The organism is Sulfitobacter sp. SH22, from assembly GCF_965641905.1.
Lineage (GTDB): Bacteria > Pseudomonadota > Alphaproteobacteria > Rhodobacterales > Rhodobacteraceae > Sulfitobacter.
In genome coordinates this window covers 531,744-546,125 of sequence record NZ_OZ282573.1, presented here as the reverse complement: position 1 = coordinate 546,125, position 14,382 = coordinate 531,744, and the positions used below count along the sequence as shown (strand labels likewise).

Below are 14,382 nucleotides of genomic sequence, written 5' to 3'. Positions count from 1 at the left end.
ACCCGTCCTTTATTTCTGGTTCATCGCAGCGGCATCTGCCGCGGTGCCAACATTCACGCAAGCGATGTCTTTGTTGATGCGGCGGATCATGCCGGACAAGGCCTTGCCCGCGCCGATCTCCCAAATCTCGGTCACGCCCTGCGCGCCCATCCATTCAACCGACGACAACCAGCGCACCTGCCCGGTGACCTGTTCGATCAGCAATTTGCGAATCTGGTCCGGGTCGCTGACAGCTTGCGCGATCACATTCGCAACCACCGGCACCTTTGGCGCGTGCATGGTCACATCGGCCAGCGCGCCGGCCATTTCCTCGGCTGCGGGGGCCATCAACGCACAGTGAAACGGTGCAGAGACAGGCAACAACAAGGCCCGCTTTGCCCCTGCCGCCTTGGCCAGATCAAGCGCGCGTTCAACGGCGGCCTTGCTGCCCGATACAACATTCTGCGCGGGATCATTCTGGTTGGCGACCTGACAGACTTCGCCTTGGGCGGCCTCGGCTGCGACCTGTTCGGCCTGCTCAAAGCTAAGCCCCAGCAACGCGGCCATTGCCCCCTGCCCGACCGGCACAGCGGCCTGCATGGCGCGCCCACGGATGCGCAGCAACCGCGCGGTATCGGCCAGCGAAAACGTGCCCGCCGCACAAAGTGCTGCATATTCCCCCAAGGAATGGCCCGCAACATAGGCGGCTTTCTCGACCGTGATCCCTTCGGCGTTCAACGCGGCCATTGCCGCCATCGATGTGGCCATCAACGCAGGTTGCGCGTTTTGGGTCAGGGTCAGCGCCTCGGCGTCACCTTCCCAGATCAATGTCGACAGCTTCTCGCCAAGCGCCTCGTCGACCTCGTCAAAGACAGCCTTGGCTGCCGGATAGGCGTCTGCCAGATCGCGGCCCATACCGATGGTTTGCGCGCCTTGGCCCGGATATACGAATGCAATGCTCATAAGGTCCCCCCGTTTTTCATTGGAACGGCTTTACCGCGTGGGCTGCGCGCAAACAAGCCTGCACCGCCCCTGTGCGGATATCCAGATTGTCTGGCACCTGGAATCAATTACAGTGAACCCGAATGAAACCGGAGACCAAGATGGCCCTTAGCAACACAGCAATCCGCTACGGCGGCGTTACGAAATTCTTTCACTGGCTGACCGCCCTGCTGATCCTGTCGCTGATTGCATCCGGCATGTTCGCCGAGGATCTCCCCCATGAAACACAGATCCAGCTGACCCAGAAAGCGTGGTTCTTTTCCCTGCATAAAACCATGGGCGTCACGGTGTTTTTCGTGGCCTTGCTGCGGATCATCTGGGCCATCAGCCAACCCAAACCCGGCCTGTTGAACGCCGATAAAAAGCTGGAACGCTGGCTGGCTGAAACCGTGCATTGGGTGCTTTATGGCTCGATCGTGATTGTGCCGCTTGCCGGTTGGATCAGCCACGCCGCGGCGTCAGGTTTCGCGCCGATCTGGTGGCCGTTTGGCCAGAACCTGCCGCTGGTCCCCAAAAGCACCTCCATCGAACATCTGTTTGGCGCGGTGCATGTAATTTCAGGCAAGGTCCTGATTGGCGCAGTCGTCCTGCATGTCGCAGGCGCGCTCAAGCATCACGTGATCGACCGCGATTCGACCCTGCGCCGCATGCTCCCCGGAGAGCCGCCCATCGGCCCCATGCCCGCACAACACCACAGCAGCGCGCCCTTCCTGACCGCCCTTGCGATCTGGGTCGCGGCCCTGGTTGTCGGGTTCGGCCTGGGCATTGCGGGCGACAAGCAAGGCGCAGAGGCATCCCAGGCACCGGCATTGGAACAGGTGGCCTCCGAATGGACGGTGGAGGACGGCACAATCACCATTTCCGTCAGCCAGTTCGGCTCAACCGTCGAAGGCAGCTTTGCTGACTGGACCTCGGCCATCGCCTTTGACGAAACCGTGCAAATCGGCAAGGCGGGCACGGTCACGACGACCATTTCCATCCCGTCACTCACCATGGGGTCGGTCACCGGTCAGGCGATGGGCCCTGATTTCTTTAACGCCGACAACTTCCCAACTGCCACGTTTGAGGCCGATATCAATGTCGCCTCCGACAGCTATCTGGCCGATGGCACGCTCACCATCAAGGACCAGTCGGTGCCGGTGTCCCTGCCCTTTACCCTGTCGGTCAGTGACGACCGGGCGGTGATGCGCGGCACCACCACATTGGACCGCCGCGCCTTTGCGATCGGTCAGGATGTGACCGACACGGCAACCTTGGGGTTTGAGGTCACAATCGAGATCAGACTGACCGCCACCCGCCCCGCGCAATAACAACACCTACCATCCAGACATAAAAACGCCGGGGTCATTGCCCCGGCGTTTTCAATTTCAACGATCGTAGTAAGGCTTACTCAGCCTTCATTGCCTCGATCGAGATGTCGATTTGCACTTCGTCGCTGACGAATGGCGCGAATTTGCCAAGGTTGAAGTCAGAGCGCAGAACAGTCGCTGTGGCATCAAAACCGGCCCAAGGCTTGCCCGCCATCGGGTGGTCGCCCATCTGGTTCAGCTTTGCGTCCAGAACAACCGATTTGGTCACGCCGTTCATGGTCAGGTCGCCAGTGATCAGGCCGGTCGTCTCGCCAGTTACTTCGATACCGGTCGATGCGAATGTCACCATGTCGCCGTCGGCTGCGCCAAAGAAGTCATCGGACATGAAGTGATCGGTGCGGGCCTGCCAGCCGGTGATCATGTCCATCACGGGAAACGATACCGACACGGAAGAATTCGCAGGCTCTGCCGCGTCCATCATGATTTCGCCGTCAAATCCGCTGAACATGGATGTGGTGGTGGAAAAACCAAGGTGGTTATAGGTGAAAACGATCTGGCTGTGGCTGGCGTCAAGAACGTATTTCTCGGCAGCGAATGCAGATGTGGCCCCAAACGCGAGCGCAGAGGCAAGAAGAACGGATTTGAAAGTCATGGCGATACTCCAGGTTGCAATTATGTATGACCCACAATTGCGACTTATGGTCACGTAAACAATCCATCAAGGTCAAACACTGTCTGCGCAGGAATGAACAGTCAGGGTACAACACGGCGCAGGTTTCGCGCGGTTTTTGGCCGCATAGACCTGGTGCCGTTTCTAAAGCCTGACCCCTGCGTCAAGCAGACCCGAAACCAGAAAATCCATGGTTTTCGGTTCGGTCACATGCACATCAGCCAGAAATTCGCCCTGCTGATCCCAGAACTTCAACACATTCTCGGAGTTCTCGACCCGGCCCAATTGATCAAATCTGCTGCTATACACCACCAACATGGCCCCCATCGCACCGGGCCGCAGAATGCGCAGTTCGGACCGCGACACATCCAGTTCGACCTCGGTCTGGGCGGTGGGCCGGACTGCGAAGACCAGCCAGAACCCCAAAAGCAGCGCAATTGTCGACAGGCCCATCTTCATCAGCATCACATCGCCGCTGAAATCCGCGCCCGGCAACACCCAAAGCCCCGATGCCGCCGCAATCATCGAAATACCCAAGAGCCGTTGCAACATGCAAACAATGGTCCGAAGCCCGTCCGAAGACCCGTTTGCCCCCGGATAGCTTGCGCTGCCGGTCATGAAATCGGATGTTGCTGACATATGTTACCCTTTGCCTCTTGTTGGCCACCTGTCCGATGCGACCTTTCCTTAGGTCCAGAGATCGCGGCAAAATAAGGCCGTAAAAAGGAAGCATCGTGTCAGACACCGGGCAATTGCACGAAATGCGCAAGCCCGCCCGCCTGGCCGTCTGTATTGCCCCTTGCCCCGCACGCGAAACCGTGTATATCGACCCTTCGTTTTGCATCATCTTTTGAACCGCGCAGACTCTCGTGGTGAGGCCGCAAAACGCTCTTGCCTCGCCTATGAAATGCGCCTTGATATAAATAGGAGTGCACATGCCGCTTTATGAGCATGTTATGATTGCGCGTCAGGACTTGTCCAACACGCAAGCAGAAGGCCTTATCGAACATTTTGGCACAGTTTTGGCTGACAACGACGGCAAGCTCGTCGACAGCGAATACTGGGGCGTCAAAACGATGGCCTATAAGATCAACAAAAACCGCAAGGGCCACTATGCCTTCCTGCGTTCGGACGCCCCTGCGACCGCAATTCAGGAAATGGAGCGTCTGATGCGTTTGCACGACGACGTAATGCGCGTTCTGACCATCAAAGTTGATGAGCATAAGGAACTGCCATCCGTTCAAATGCAAAAACGTGACGAACGCCCCGAGCGCGGCGAACGCCGCGAGCGCCGTTGATCATCAGCTTGAAAGAAAGGACATAAACCATGGCCGCAAAACCATTTTTCCGCCGTCGTAAAGTCTGCCCCTTCTCGGGCGACAACGCACCGGCAATCGATTACAAAGACACACGTCTTCTGCAGCGCTACATCTCTGAGCGCGGCAAAATCGTACCATCCCGCATCACAGCAGTCTCTGCGAAAAAGCAGCGTGAATTGGCCCGTGCCATCAAACGCGCCCGCTTCCTCGCCTTGCTGCCCTACGCCGTTAAGTAAGGAGAAAGCACATGCAAGTTATCCTTCTGGAACGTGTGGCCAAGCTTGGTCAAATGGGCGAAGTCGTGGACGTAAAGCCAGGCTACGCACGCAACTATCTGCTGCCACAAGGCAAAGCGCTGTCGGCTTCCAAAGCCAACATCGAAGCCTTTGAAGGCCAGAAAGCACAGCTTGAGGCGCAAAACCTCGAGACCAAAAAAGAAGCCGAATCCATGGCGGACAAGCTGAACGGTCAGCAGTTCGTTGTGATCCGTTCCGCTTCCGATTCGGGTGCTTTGTACGGTTCGGTTACAACACGTGACGCAGCCGACGTTGCAACAGCCGAAGGTTTCACAGTCGACCGCAAGCAGGTCGTTCTGCGCAACCCGATCAAAGATCTGGGCCTGCACGATGTAACAGTCAATCTGCACCCCGAAGTCGAAGCCACCATTCAGCTGAACGTCGCACGTTCCGTTGAAGAGGCCGAACTTCAGGCCGCAGGCAAATCGATCCAGGAACTGGCCGCGGAAGAAGAAGCCGCAGCAGAGTTCGAAATCTCTGAATTGTTCGACGATATCGGCTCTGCCGCGAATGATGACGAAGATCTGGCCGAAGCTGTTGAAGCGCAGGAAGACGACGAAGCGAAAGCTTAAGTCTCTCCCCGTCCAAGAAAAATTGACGCCGCTCCCGATCACTCGGGGGCGGCGTTTTCTTTTGGCCGCCCCTCGTAGGGCCTGCCCTCTTGGCTCACCCATCTGCGCTTCTACGCTCATTCAGGGGCAGTTTCGGCGACCATTTGCCCATGCAAACCGCCAAGGTTGCAGCGCACGTCAACCGATGTAGGGTCTCCAAAGCAAAAACCAGAGTTTTCAAATGCCAAACATCTCTCGCCGTCTTTTGTGCCTGATGCTCATATGCAGCACAGGCGTTGCTGCTTGTGCCACTACGCCACCAGCGCCCCCCGCCCCGGCCCCGCAAATGCAGCTCTATCCGAACGAGACGCCTGAACTGCGCAGCCTGATCAACAAATGGGCCGACTTCTACGACGTGCCCCGCCCGCTGGTCCACAAGCTGGCCATCCGCGAAAGCACACACCGCCCTGAGGCGCGCAACGGGCCCTATTTCGGGCTGTTGCAGATCCTGCCTGCCACAGCCCGAGGGATGGGGTTTCAGGGCAGCGCTGACGACTTGCTGAACCCAGACCTAAACCTGAAATACGGTGTCAAATATCTGCGCGGTGCATGGCTGCTGGCAGACGGCGATCACGCGACCGCAATCAAATGGTACGCCCGCGGCTACTATTACGAAGCAAAACGGCGAAACATGCTGGTAGAGACCGGCCTGCGCAAAGGCTGACCGGAAAATTTCAAATTTTCCGGCCCGGAATTTTTGAAAAATTCCGCCCCCGCCAAATAGCAAAAGGGCCACCCAACCGGATGGCCCTTTTCTAATTCAGCGTATCAAAGCGGTAAGACTTATTCGTCTTCCAGTGCTTCAACGGCTTTTTGCAGATCTTCTTTGGACACTTCTTTTTCGTTCAAAGTTGCCTGCTCGAACACATAGTCAACGACTTTGTCTTCAAACAATGGCGCACGCAGCTGCTGCTGCATTTGCTGGTTTTGCTGAACGAATTCAAAGAACTGACGCTCTTGGCCCGGGTACTGGCGCGCCTGGTTCATGATCGCTTGGGTCATTTCGGCGTCTGTTACCTGAACTTCGGCCTTCTGACCCAGCTCTGCCAACAGCAGGCCAAGACGAACGCGACGTGTGGCCAAAGTCTTGTGCTCTTCTGTGGTTTCGATTTCCGGGTGGTCGTGGCCCTGAACATCAGGGTTCTCTTCGTGCCACAGCTGATGCGCAATCTGGCCCGCTTCGGCATCCAGCAAGGACGGTGGCAAGTCAAAGCTGACCAGCTTGTCCAGCGCGTCCAGCAAACCACGTTTCATGACAGCGCGCGATGCGCCCATGTATTCGGCTTCCAGACGCTCGGCGATCTGACCTTTCAGGCCAGCAAGGTCTTCGGCACCGAATTTGGTGGCCAGCTCGTCGTCGATCTTGGCGGCAACAGGCTTCTTGACGTCTTTGATTTTGCACTCAAACACGGCTTCTTTGCCAGCAAGGTGAGGCGCTTGGTAATCGTCTGGGAAAGAAACGGTAACGTTCTTTTCCTCATCCGCAACAACACCGACCAGCTGCTCTTCGAAACCGGGGATAAAGGAGTTGGAGCCCAGAACCAAAGGATAATCCTCGGCGGCACCACCGTCGAACGCAACGCCGTCAACCTTACCAAGGAAGTCGAACACGATCTGGTCGCCGTCTTTGGATTTCACGCCAGCTTTGCGCGATTTGAAATCCTGTGCGGTTTCGGCAAGGTTTGCCAGCGCTTCGTCAACGGCCGCATCGTCAGCTTTGACAACCATTTTATCAAGCGTGATGGAGGTCAGATCAACTTCGGGGATCTCGGGCAGTGCTTCGTAGGTCATTGTGACCTCGACATCGTCGCCTTCTTTCCAGTCTTCGTTGGCCATCTTTACATCAGGCTGCATCGCAGGGCGATCGCCGGATTTTTCAAAGTGCTCTTGCATGGCGCCATCAATGGCTTCCTGCATGGCTTCGCCCATAACCTTTTGGCCGAACTGCTTTTTCAGCAGCGCCATAGGTACTTTACCTTTGCGAAAGCCCTTCATTTCGACTTCGGGCTGTGCTTCGGCCAGCTTCTCGTTGACCTTGGCCTCCAGTTCAGCTGCTGTCACAGTGATGGCATAGCCGCGTTTCAGACCTTCGTTCAGCGTCTCGTTGACCTGCATGTTTGCTCCATAGGGTAAGGCCGCGCGATTATTGGCGCGGGCGGAAAAATTTCCGCTCTTCTATTTGGGCCTGCGCTTGGGCGCAAGCGGATTTGGCTCTGGCGTGTCAGGGCGGGTCGTTTTCCACCCCCCCCCCCGTTGGCACATCACATGCCCAAGGCTTCTTTATACATCTCCAACACCGCTTCTTCTTCGGCGATATCGTCCTTGTCGCGTTTGCGCAGGGCAATCACCTTGCGCAGCACTTTGGTGTCATAGCCGCGGGACTTCGCCTCGGCCATGACCTCTTTTTGCTGCTCTGCCAGATCTTTCTTTTCGGAATCAAGGCGTTCGATCCGTTCAACGAACTGGCGAAGCTCGTTTGCAGTGACGCGGTAGGTCGCATCGCCAACGACGTCGGCGGATTCGGGGTTGGTGGCACTGTCGCTCATTGCGGGGTCCTGTGTCTGGAAAGGGTCAGCGCCCTGACTAACGCCGCACCTGCCCTGCCGCAAGCCACACTTGCGATACCTTGCCAATTGAGGTAGCCCGCGCCTCATGGAAAATGCATCAACTTCTCTGTTCGACATCTTGATCTGGGCCGGCGCGCTGATCTCGCTGGTGGGATTCTTTGGCCTTGTTTGGTGTATCGTCACCGTGATGCGCGCAAAACGCGCCAATCTGCCCGAGGATGACATGCGGCTGGTCTTGCAAAAAGCGCTGCCGCTAAACCTTGGCGCGCTGTTTCTGTCGGTGATCGGGCTGATGATGGTCGTGATCGGGATCATGCTGGGCTAATCGCAGTCTTTGTGATTTGCTTCTTGCCACACATTCAAAAAACTTTATGTATTATGGCGACGCGGGCCGCTTTGCGCCCTTTCTTAACGTGTGATCGGAATAAAATATGATTGAGATGGATTGGATCTGGGGCCTGATTGGCGGCCTCATCATCGGCTGCGGCGGTGCCGTCTATTTGCTGGGCAACGGGCGCATCATGGGGGCCAGCGGCATTATCGGTGGTCTGGTTGACGGGTCGGGCCGCAGCAACTGGATCGAGCGGGTATGTTTCGTCGCGGCGCTGCTTATCGCCCCTGCGGTACTGATCCTGTTTACGGGAGTTCCTGGGGAAACCAACGTGACCGATAACTATGCCTTGATCGTGATTGGCGGCCTTTTGGTCGGTGTCGGTACACGGATCGGCGGCGGCTGTACCTCCGGCCACGGGGTCTGCGGTATTTCGCGGCTGTCCCCACGCGGGATCGTGTCGACCTTGATCTATATCTTTGCGGGCGCGGTGATGGTTGCTGCCCTGCGCGCCATGACAGGAGCACTGTAAGATGCGGAATATGTTTGCCATTTTGTCCGGTGCCCTGTTCGGCATTGGCCTGTACCTTGCCGATATGACCAACACGGTCAAAGTTCAGGGGTACCTTGATTTCTTCGGTAATTGGGATCCGACTTTGGCCTTTGTTATGGGCGGCGCGATCTTGCCAATGGCCGTTGCCTGGGTTTTGACACGCAACCGCAAACCCGTGATTGGCGGCGAATTCCCTGCGCCCGCGCCGGCAAAGTTTGACCGCAAGCTGATCATCGGTGCCATTCTGTTCGGTATGGGCTGGGGTCTGGTCGGGCTTTGCCCAGGTCCGGCTGTCGCATCGCTGAGCTTTGGCGGCGTTGCAGGGTTGGTCTTTCTGGTCGCGATGCTGGCGGGCATGTTGATTGCCCCCAAAGTGTCACCACTGCTGGACAGCAAAGGCTGAGCTGGTTAAATCAAGCTATGGATATGCGCAAAATCACCCCCCGCTTCTTTGCTTCGCCTCAGATTGATCCGTCCGACATGGCCGCGATCGCCGAGGCAGGTATCACCTTGATCCTGTGCAACCGCCCGGATGCGGAAGTGCCCCCAAGCCATCAGCACGAGGCCATCAAAGCCGCCGCCGAGGCTGCGGGGATCAAATTTGCGTATCAGCCGCTGACCCATCAGACGATGACACCTGATGTCATCGCCAATAACCGCGCGATCAGCACGGCACTGGACGAAACCGTGCTGGCCTATTGCGCGTCAGGGACACGCTCTACCATTGCTTGGGCGCTTGGTCAGGCTGGCGAAGTTCCTGCCGACGAGCTGATCGAAGCCGCGCGTGCGGGGGGCTATGATCTGTCCCACATGCGCGGCGTCCTAAGCGCGTCATACGCCTAAGCGACTAGCACGCATAATTTTTCGATCAGCCGGTCTGAAACTGGCTGATCGGGTTTGCGTCATTTCCTTCCCCCTCCTCATCCTCGAAACCCGGCAGGTCCGACATGTCGGGCATCGGGGCGTTGGCAAAGCCCATTTCAGGATCAGGCAACCCTGACGATGGCAGATCCGGCATTCCTGACGATGGCAGATCCGGCATTCCTGACGATGGCAGATCCGGCATTCCTGACATTGGCATATCAGGCAACCCTGACGTTGGCAGATCCGGCATGCCTGACATTGGCATCCCTTTGTCTGGCATTCCTGACGTCGGGAAACCTGATGTCGGCAATCCGAAGTCTGGCAAGCCGGCATCGGGCATCTGCGGATGCTCAGGCAATGCAGGCAGGTCTTGCACGCTATAGAAATCTTCGAATTGTGCATCTAGTGCGCCTTCGTCGCGCAATGCATTGCCGTCAGTCTCCCTTCGTCTTGGCGCATCCTGTTTTTTCGCACGGTGTTTCAAACGCAATGCGCGCTGGCCATCCTTCTGGCCCAGCACGCCTTCTCCCAATATCCGCCCCTGCCGTGTGCGCACCTGTGCCGTGTCAAAACTGACATGGCCCAGATCAAGCACCTGCCCGACCTGCAATGCCCCTGCCGCCCGGATCGACATCTTGATCTGCGTCAGTGACACGATCAAATCAGCCTTCAGGCCCAAGACATTCTCGCACAGGGTTTTTCTTGTGCCCGACACGGCACCGTCTTCACCGTCCGGGTCAGTCTGTTCGACCTTGGGCGGTGGCGCAGGTACCGGCAGACAGAACAGCATTTCGCCCTGCCGCGCCCCTTTGCACAAATCCAGCGTAAAACGCAGGATATGAAATTCATGGGCATCCAGCGCCAGCATCAGCAAGCGCACATCCTGCGCCTTGGCTCCGAACCGGAACCCCGTCAGCATCCGCTGTTCTTCTTCGGTTTCGGGCAAAGGGGCCGCGCGTTCCAACAGGCTGTTGATCAAGGGCTCGATCAGCGATGCATCCGTGGCCGTCATGGCGCGCGCGGGTCCGTCCCCCTTGACCGGATGCACTTCTCCCATTGTTTGCTGCTGGATCAGCCCCCCGACCAGCGCCGGGGCAACCATGACCGCCCCGCGTGCACCGGCCGGGCCATCCAGCAGGATCAGCAAATGATCGTCCTGAAACACGTCGACACAGGCATCGTTTTCAATAATCTCCTGCGTCGCCCCCAATGTGGCCACGGGCAGCGAAAACAGATCATTGCCGACTTTGGACAGGGTCAGCCGCAGCGCCTTGAGCACGGAAACAGTGCGCGACTGGTGCAAAGCCCGCCCCGCATGCGCCTTGCGCCGCATCACTGATTGTTGCTGCTCCGTCACTGGATACTCCGCCGGACTCAAAACCCCATTAGGTCAGGTCTAGACGGTTAATGGTAAAGATGACCTTTATGCAGATGCGGCGGCATCAATATTATCACTGGCACCGCTGCGCGGCACCGCAGGCAAAGTCACGCGAAAACCGGTGCCCTGCGCATCGGGCAAATAGGTGATATTCCCCTGCAAACGCGTGATAATTTCACGGCAGATCGCAAGGCCCAAACCCGCCCCTTCGCCGCCCTGTCCCGGAACGCGGGCAAATTTCTCAAAGATCAACGCACGCGATGCCACTTCAATGCCGCTGCCGTTGTCAATAAAATCAATCGCAACCTGATCGCCTTGCAGCATGACGTTGATCCCCAGTTCCGGCGTGTCAGAGACACAATATTTCTGCGCATTGGTGATCAGATTGATGAACACCTGCGCAAGCCGGTCCAGATCGGTCTCGAGCATCACGTCTTCGTCGGCGGGGTTTCGAATGATCTTGATCGTGCGGGTATTTGCCGCCTGTGCCGTGGTCACGGCAAGGTCAAGCACCCCGCGCAATGCGCCCTTTTGCCGGTTCAACGTGACGGCCCCGTTTTCCAGAACCGACAACCCCAGCAGATCGTCCAACAGCCGCGTCAGGCGGATCGTCTCGGAATGGATGATCGACGCATAGCGGGTCTTTTCCTCGGGGCTTAATGCTTCGGCATCGCGCAAGATTTCCGAGAACGACCGGATTGACGTCATGGGCGTGCGCAATTCATGGCTGATCTGGCTGAGAAAACTGTCTTTTTGATGCGACAACTGGGTCAGCTTGTCATTGGCGCTGCGCAGTTTTTCCGCCGTATCCGACAATTCACGCGACTTGATCTCGAGTTGGCTGGAATATTCCAGCATCTGTGCGGATTCGTCGGCAACCGCCAGCAGGTCGCGCACCGATACCGATGTGCCCCCCACCAGTTGCGCCACCATCGCATGGGCCGTTGCGGCCCCCACCGATGCCGCAAGCTCGCGCTCCAGCGCCTGAACAAAGCGCGGCGTGGGTTCCGGCAATCCTTCGGCTTTTTCCTGCAACTGCGCCTGAGCGCGAAAAAACGCCTGTGCCTCGACCGGCCCCAGAATGCGTTGCGCCATGATCATCAGGTCTTCGGTTCCGGCCTCGGAGGCGGTCCAGCCGCGTGTCGGGCTTGAATGGTCAAAGATGTTGACGAATTGCGCGCCCTGCAACCGCTCCACCGGAGAGGGGAAACTGACCAGTGATCCAAAAATGAAAGCCAGCGTGTTGAGCGACAGGCTCCAGACCACGGCATGCACGGTCGGGTCCAGCCCGCTGACGCCGAACATCGCCTCGGGGCGCAGCCATGCCAGCCCCCACAACCCCTGCTCAAAGGTCTGTGCAGACAGCGCTCCGTCGGGGCCAAAGCTGGGCAAGAGCATGGTGAACACCCACACGGAAAAGCCGATGCACAGGCCGAAAACCGCCCCCGTACGGGTTGCCCCGCGCCAGAACACACCGCCCAGCAAAACCGGCAGAAACTGCGCCACCCCGCCAAAGGAAATCGTCCCGATGGCCGCCAGCGCGCCACTGCCCCCCGAAGCGCGGTAATAGAAATAGCCAAGTGCGATGATAAACAGGATCGACAGCCGCCGCGACAGGATCACCACATGGCGCACGTCCCCCGACTGCTGCACGGTGCCCTGCCCGAAGGCCAGCCAGATCGGCATCACGATGTGGTTGCTGACCATTGTGGACAGCGCGAGGGTCGCCACAATCACCATCGACGTCGCTGATGAGAACCCGCCCAGAAACGCCAGCATCGCCAGATTGTTCTGCCCCTGGCTTAACGGCAGGCTCAGCACGAACAAATCGGGGTTCGACCCTTCGGGCAGCAGGTCAAGCCCGACCACCGCGATCGGCACGACGAACAGGCTCATCATCATCAGATACAGCGGAAAGGCCCAGCTGGCGATTTGCAGATGGCGTTCGTCGTCGTTTTCAACGACCAGAACCTGAAACATCCGCGGCAAACAGATCAGCGCGGCGGCCGCCAGCAAGGTCAGCGTCGCCCACCGCCCGCCATCCACCTGCCATGTTCCGATGTCAGACCGGTCGATCTGTGCCATCGCCTCGGTCACGCCGCCGGCAAGGCCCCAGACCACAAAGATACCGACGGCAATCAGCGCCAGCAGCTTTACGATGGCTTCGACCGCGATGGCGATGACAACGCCGTGGTGGCGTTCGTTGACGTTCAGGTTGCGGGTGCCGAACAGGACGGTAAACAGCCCCAGCCCCACCGCCACCCAAAACGCGGCCTGCGCGGTGTTGATCGGGTCGCCGGCCCCTCCGGTCAGGTTTGGCGGGGCGGCAAATATCGACAGGGACAAGGTAACCGACTGCAATTGCAAGGCAATATAAGGGGTCACGCCGATCACGGCCATCACCGTCACTAGAATAGCCAACAGGTTCGACTTGCCATAGCGCGATGAAATCAGATCCGCGACCGATGTCACGCGGTGGGACCGCCCGATGCGCACAAGGCGGCGCAGCAGCCACCACCAGCCGATCATCACAAGACTGGGGCCCAGATAGATCGTCACATATTCCAGCCCCGACCGCGCGGCATAGCCAACCGCGCCGTAGAACGTCCAGCCGGTGCAATAAATCGACAACGACAAGGTATAGACCAAAGGCGAGCGCAACAGCCAGTCGCCCCGCCCTTTGACCGCCGCCCGTTCAGCCGCAAAGGCAACTGCAAACAACCCGACAACATACAGCAGGCAAACCGCAATCAGTTGGTTCAGGGACACCATCAGCTTTGGTTTTCCCGGGCAATCTGGCGCGCGGTCCGCCGCCACAGAAACACGCCCAGCACAATCATGCCCAACCAGACCCCAAAGATATAGCGCAGCGCATGAGACGTGGTCACCGCCGGATCGGACGCCTGATCAGGGACCGGCCACAAAAGCGGCACCAGCCAAAAGGCCAGCGCCAGAACCGGCAGCAGCCGCACGGCATCCATCAAGCGGCGAAACCGGTAGCTGCGCCGTGCCAGAAACAGGGGCGATCCGGGCCGGTTGGTGGTCATGACGGGGTCGGCGTCGCCGTGGTAAGCGACTGGACCGCCTCAAGCATTTCTGCATTCGAAAACGGTTTCGTCATAAAGCGGCTGACACCGGCACCTTCGGCCATCTCGCGGTCACGGGCCTGCCCGCGCGCGGTCAGCATCAGGATCGGCAGATCGGCAAATCCCGGATCGGCGCGCAATTCCTTTAAAATCTCGAACCCGCTTTTGCCGGGTAACATCACGTCAAGCATCACCAGATCGGGGCGGGCCTTGCGGATCACATCGACTGCCGTCGCACCATTGGCCAATGTTTCGACCCGCCAGCCCTCGCGGCCCAGCAAAAAGCGGATCGCCTCTGCAATGTTTGTTTCATCCTCGACGAGCACCACGTGCTTTGCCATCGACATATCCCTCCCCTGAAGGTGCCTGCCGCTTTGAAAAGCGATCTTTGACACCGGTTTGAAGGATGCACCTTA

General features: G+C 58.3%; 18 protein-coding genes. 9 read left to right on the top strand and 9 right to left on the bottom strand.

Annotation, left to right across the window (positions count from 1 at the left end):
- Positions 1 to 9 precede the first annotated feature (9 nt).
- Entirely contained in the window at positions 10 to 942 is a 933-nt protein-coding gene (gene fabD / locus ACSQ13_RS04760) for an ACP S-malonyltransferase (RefSeq protein WP_176250156.1), read from the bottom strand.
- A 140-nt stretch (positions 943 to 1,082) separates the two neighbouring features.
- On the opposite strand from fabD, the gene ACSQ13_RS04755 reads away from it, so the two are divergent.
- Complete coding sequence (locus tag ACSQ13_RS04755; RefSeq protein WP_295511946.1) at positions 1,083 to 2,291, top strand: cytochrome b/b6 domain-containing protein; 1,209 nt, start codon at positions 1,083 to 1,085, stop codon at positions 2,289 to 2,291.
- 76 nt (positions 2,292 to 2,367) lie between these two features.
- Here ACSQ13_RS04755 and ACSQ13_RS04750 read toward each other — a convergent pair whose 3' ends face one another.
- Together ACSQ13_RS04750 and ACSQ13_RS04745 are read right to left on the bottom strand one after the other, a co-directional pair.
- Positions 2,368 to 2,943 (bottom strand): YceI family protein, encoded by a 576-nt coding sequence (locus ACSQ13_RS04750; RefSeq protein WP_176250158.1) that lies wholly within the window; start codon positions 2,941 to 2,943, stop codon positions 2,368 to 2,370.
- A 162-nt stretch (positions 2,944 to 3,105) separates the two neighbouring features.
- Positions 3,106 to 3,600, bottom strand: coding sequence for a hypothetical protein (locus tag ACSQ13_RS04745; RefSeq protein WP_176250159.1), 495 nt, complete (start codon positions 3,598 to 3,600; stop codon positions 3,106 to 3,108).
- 296 nt (positions 3,601 to 3,896) lie between these two features.
- On the opposite strand from ACSQ13_RS04745, the gene rpsF reads away from it, so the two are divergent.
- The 4 genes from rpsF (at position 3,897) to ACSQ13_RS04725 (ending at position 5,851) form a co-directional block, all read left to right on the top strand.
- A complete protein-coding gene (rpsF, locus tag ACSQ13_RS04740; RefSeq protein WP_008228007.1) occupies positions 3,897 to 4,259 on the top strand; it encodes a 30S ribosomal protein S6 in 363 nt (120 codons plus the stop codon).
- A gap of 29 nt (positions 4,260 to 4,288) precedes the next feature.
- Entirely contained in the window at positions 4,289 to 4,516 is a 228-nt protein-coding gene (gene rpsR / locus ACSQ13_RS04735; protein WP_005852865.1) for a 30S ribosomal protein S18, read from the top strand.
- 11 nt (positions 4,517 to 4,527) lie between these two features.
- Positions 4,528 to 5,148: a 50S ribosomal protein L9 gene (gene rplI / locus ACSQ13_RS04730; RefSeq protein ID WP_176250160.1), complete on the top strand. Its 621-nt coding sequence runs from the start codon at positions 4,528 to 4,530 to the stop codon at positions 5,146 to 5,148.
- A gap of 220 nt (positions 5,149 to 5,368) precedes the next feature.
- Positions 5,369 to 5,851, top strand: coding sequence for a transglycosylase SLT domain-containing protein (locus ACSQ13_RS04725; protein WP_373027917.1), 483 nt, complete (start codon positions 5,369 to 5,371; stop codon positions 5,849 to 5,851).
- A gap of 119 nt (positions 5,852 to 5,970) precedes the next feature.
- Here the strand turns inward: ACSQ13_RS04725 and tig are convergent, their stop codons facing one another.
- Together tig and ACSQ13_RS04715 are read right to left on the bottom strand one after the other, a co-directional pair.
- A complete protein-coding gene (tig, locus tag ACSQ13_RS04720; RefSeq protein ID WP_176250161.1) occupies positions 5,971 to 7,302 on the bottom strand; it encodes a trigger factor in 1,332 nt (443 codons plus the stop codon).
- A 146-nt stretch (positions 7,303 to 7,448) separates the two neighbouring features.
- On the bottom strand, positions 7,449 to 7,733 hold the full coding sequence (locus ACSQ13_RS04715; protein ID WP_176250162.1) for a DUF2312 domain-containing protein: 285 nt from the start codon (positions 7,731 to 7,733) through the stop codon (positions 7,449 to 7,451).
- Positions 7,734 to 7,839: 106 nt separating this feature from the next.
- On the opposite strand from ACSQ13_RS04715, the gene ACSQ13_RS04710 reads away from it, so the two are divergent.
- The 4 genes from ACSQ13_RS04710 (at position 7,840) to ACSQ13_RS04695 (ending at position 9,481) form a co-directional block, all read left to right on the top strand.
- Entirely contained in the window at positions 7,840 to 8,079 is a 240-nt protein-coding gene (locus ACSQ13_RS04710; RefSeq protein ID WP_176250163.1) for a hypothetical protein, read from the top strand.
- A 106-nt stretch (positions 8,080 to 8,185) separates the two neighbouring features.
- Entirely contained in the window at positions 8,186 to 8,617 is a 432-nt protein-coding gene (locus ACSQ13_RS04705; protein ID WP_176250164.1) for a YeeE/YedE family protein, read from the top strand.
- A gap of 1 nt (position 8,618) precedes the next feature.
- A complete protein-coding gene (locus ACSQ13_RS04700; protein WP_176250165.1) occupies positions 8,619 to 9,041 on the top strand; it encodes a DUF6691 family protein in 423 nt (140 codons plus the stop codon).
- A gap of 17 nt (positions 9,042 to 9,058) precedes the next feature.
- Positions 9,059 to 9,481, top strand: coding sequence for a TIGR01244 family sulfur transferase (locus tag ACSQ13_RS04695; RefSeq protein WP_176250166.1), 423 nt, complete (start codon positions 9,059 to 9,061; stop codon positions 9,479 to 9,481).
- 25 nt (positions 9,482 to 9,506) lie between these two features.
- Here the strand turns inward: ACSQ13_RS04695 and ACSQ13_RS04690 are convergent, their stop codons facing one another.
- From ACSQ13_RS04690 to ACSQ13_RS04675, 4 genes are all read right to left on the bottom strand, one after another.
- Positions 9,507 to 10,859 (bottom strand): FliM/FliN family flagellar motor switch protein, encoded by a 1,353-nt coding sequence (locus ACSQ13_RS04690; RefSeq protein WP_435988225.1) that lies wholly within the window; start codon positions 10,857 to 10,859, stop codon positions 9,507 to 9,509.
- A gap of 66 nt (positions 10,860 to 10,925) precedes the next feature.
- The gene (locus ACSQ13_RS04685; RefSeq protein WP_295510338.1) at positions 10,926 to 13,652 is read right to left on the bottom strand and encodes an ATP-binding protein; all 2,727 of its coding nucleotides are present in this window, start codon (positions 13,650 to 13,652) and stop codon (positions 10,926 to 10,928) included.
- Entirely contained in the window at positions 13,652 to 13,927 is a 276-nt protein-coding gene (locus ACSQ13_RS04680; protein WP_176250169.1) for a hypothetical protein, read from the bottom strand. The genes ACSQ13_RS04685 and ACSQ13_RS04680 overlap by 1 nt, the downstream gene beginning before the upstream one ends.
- Entirely contained in the window at positions 13,924 to 14,307 is a 384-nt protein-coding gene (locus ACSQ13_RS04675; protein WP_176250170.1) for a response regulator transcription factor, read from the bottom strand. Before ACSQ13_RS04675 ends, ACSQ13_RS04680 begins: the two co-directional genes overlap by 4 nt.
- Between the last annotated feature and the right edge of the window lie 75 nt (positions 14,308 to 14,382).

Bases quoted from the DNA above. Each gene is read 5' to 3' on its own strand.
- ACSQ13_RS04715 (WP_176250162.1), bottom strand. From the start codon at position 7,733: ATGAGCGACAGTGCCACCAACCCCGAATCCGCCGACGTCGTTGGCGAT.
- tig (WP_176250161.1), bottom strand. From the start codon at position 7,302: ATGCAGGTCAACGAGACGCTGAACGAAGGTCTGAAACGCGGCTATGCC.
- fabD (WP_176250156.1), bottom strand. From the start codon at position 942: ATGAGCATTGCATTCGTATATCCGGGCCAAGGCGCGCAAACCATCGGT.
- rplI (WP_176250160.1), top strand. From the start codon at position 4,528: ATGCAAGTTATCCTTCTGGAACGTGTGGCCAAGCTTGGTCAAATGGGC.
- ACSQ13_RS04685 (WP_295510338.1), bottom strand. From the start codon at position 13,652: ATGGTGTCCCTGAACCAACTGATTGCGGTTTGCCTGCTGTATGTTGTC.
- ACSQ13_RS04745 (WP_176250159.1), bottom strand. From the start codon at position 3,600: ATGTCAGCAACATCCGATTTCATGACCGGCAGCGCAAGCTATCCGGGG.
- ACSQ13_RS04700 (WP_176250165.1), top strand. From the start codon at position 8,619: ATGCGGAATATGTTTGCCATTTTGTCCGGTGCCCTGTTCGGCATTGGC.
- ACSQ13_RS04710 (WP_176250163.1), top strand. From the start codon at position 7,840: ATGGAAAATGCATCAACTTCTCTGTTCGACATCTTGATCTGGGCCGGC.
- rpsF (WP_008228007.1), top strand. From the start codon at position 3,897: ATGCCGCTTTATGAGCATGTTATGATTGCGCGTCAGGACTTGTCCAAC.
- ACSQ13_RS04680 (WP_176250169.1), bottom strand. From the start codon at position 13,927: ATGACCACCAACCGGCCCGGATCGCCCCTGTTTCTGGCACGGCGCAGC.
- ACSQ13_RS04695 (WP_176250166.1), top strand. From the start codon at position 9,059: ATGGATATGCGCAAAATCACCCCCCGCTTCTTTGCTTCGCCTCAGATT.
- ACSQ13_RS04755 (WP_295511946.1), top strand. From the start codon at position 1,083: ATGGCCCTTAGCAACACAGCAATCCGCTACGGCGGCGTTACGAAATTC.
- ACSQ13_RS04725 (WP_373027917.1), top strand. From the start codon at position 5,369: ATGCCAAACATCTCTCGCCGTCTTTTGTGCCTGATGCTCATATGCAGC.
- ACSQ13_RS04675 (WP_176250170.1), bottom strand. From the start codon at position 14,307: ATGGCAAAGCACGTGGTGCTCGTCGAGGATGAAACAAACATTGCAGAG.
- ACSQ13_RS04705 (WP_176250164.1), top strand. From the start codon at position 8,186: ATGATTGAGATGGATTGGATCTGGGGCCTGATTGGCGGCCTCATCATC.
- ACSQ13_RS04750 (WP_176250158.1), bottom strand. From the start codon at position 2,943: ATGACTTTCAAATCCGTTCTTCTTGCCTCTGCGCTCGCGTTTGGGGCC.
- rpsR (WP_005852865.1), top strand. From the start codon at position 4,289: ATGGCCGCAAAACCATTTTTCCGCCGTCGTAAAGTCTGCCCCTTCTCG.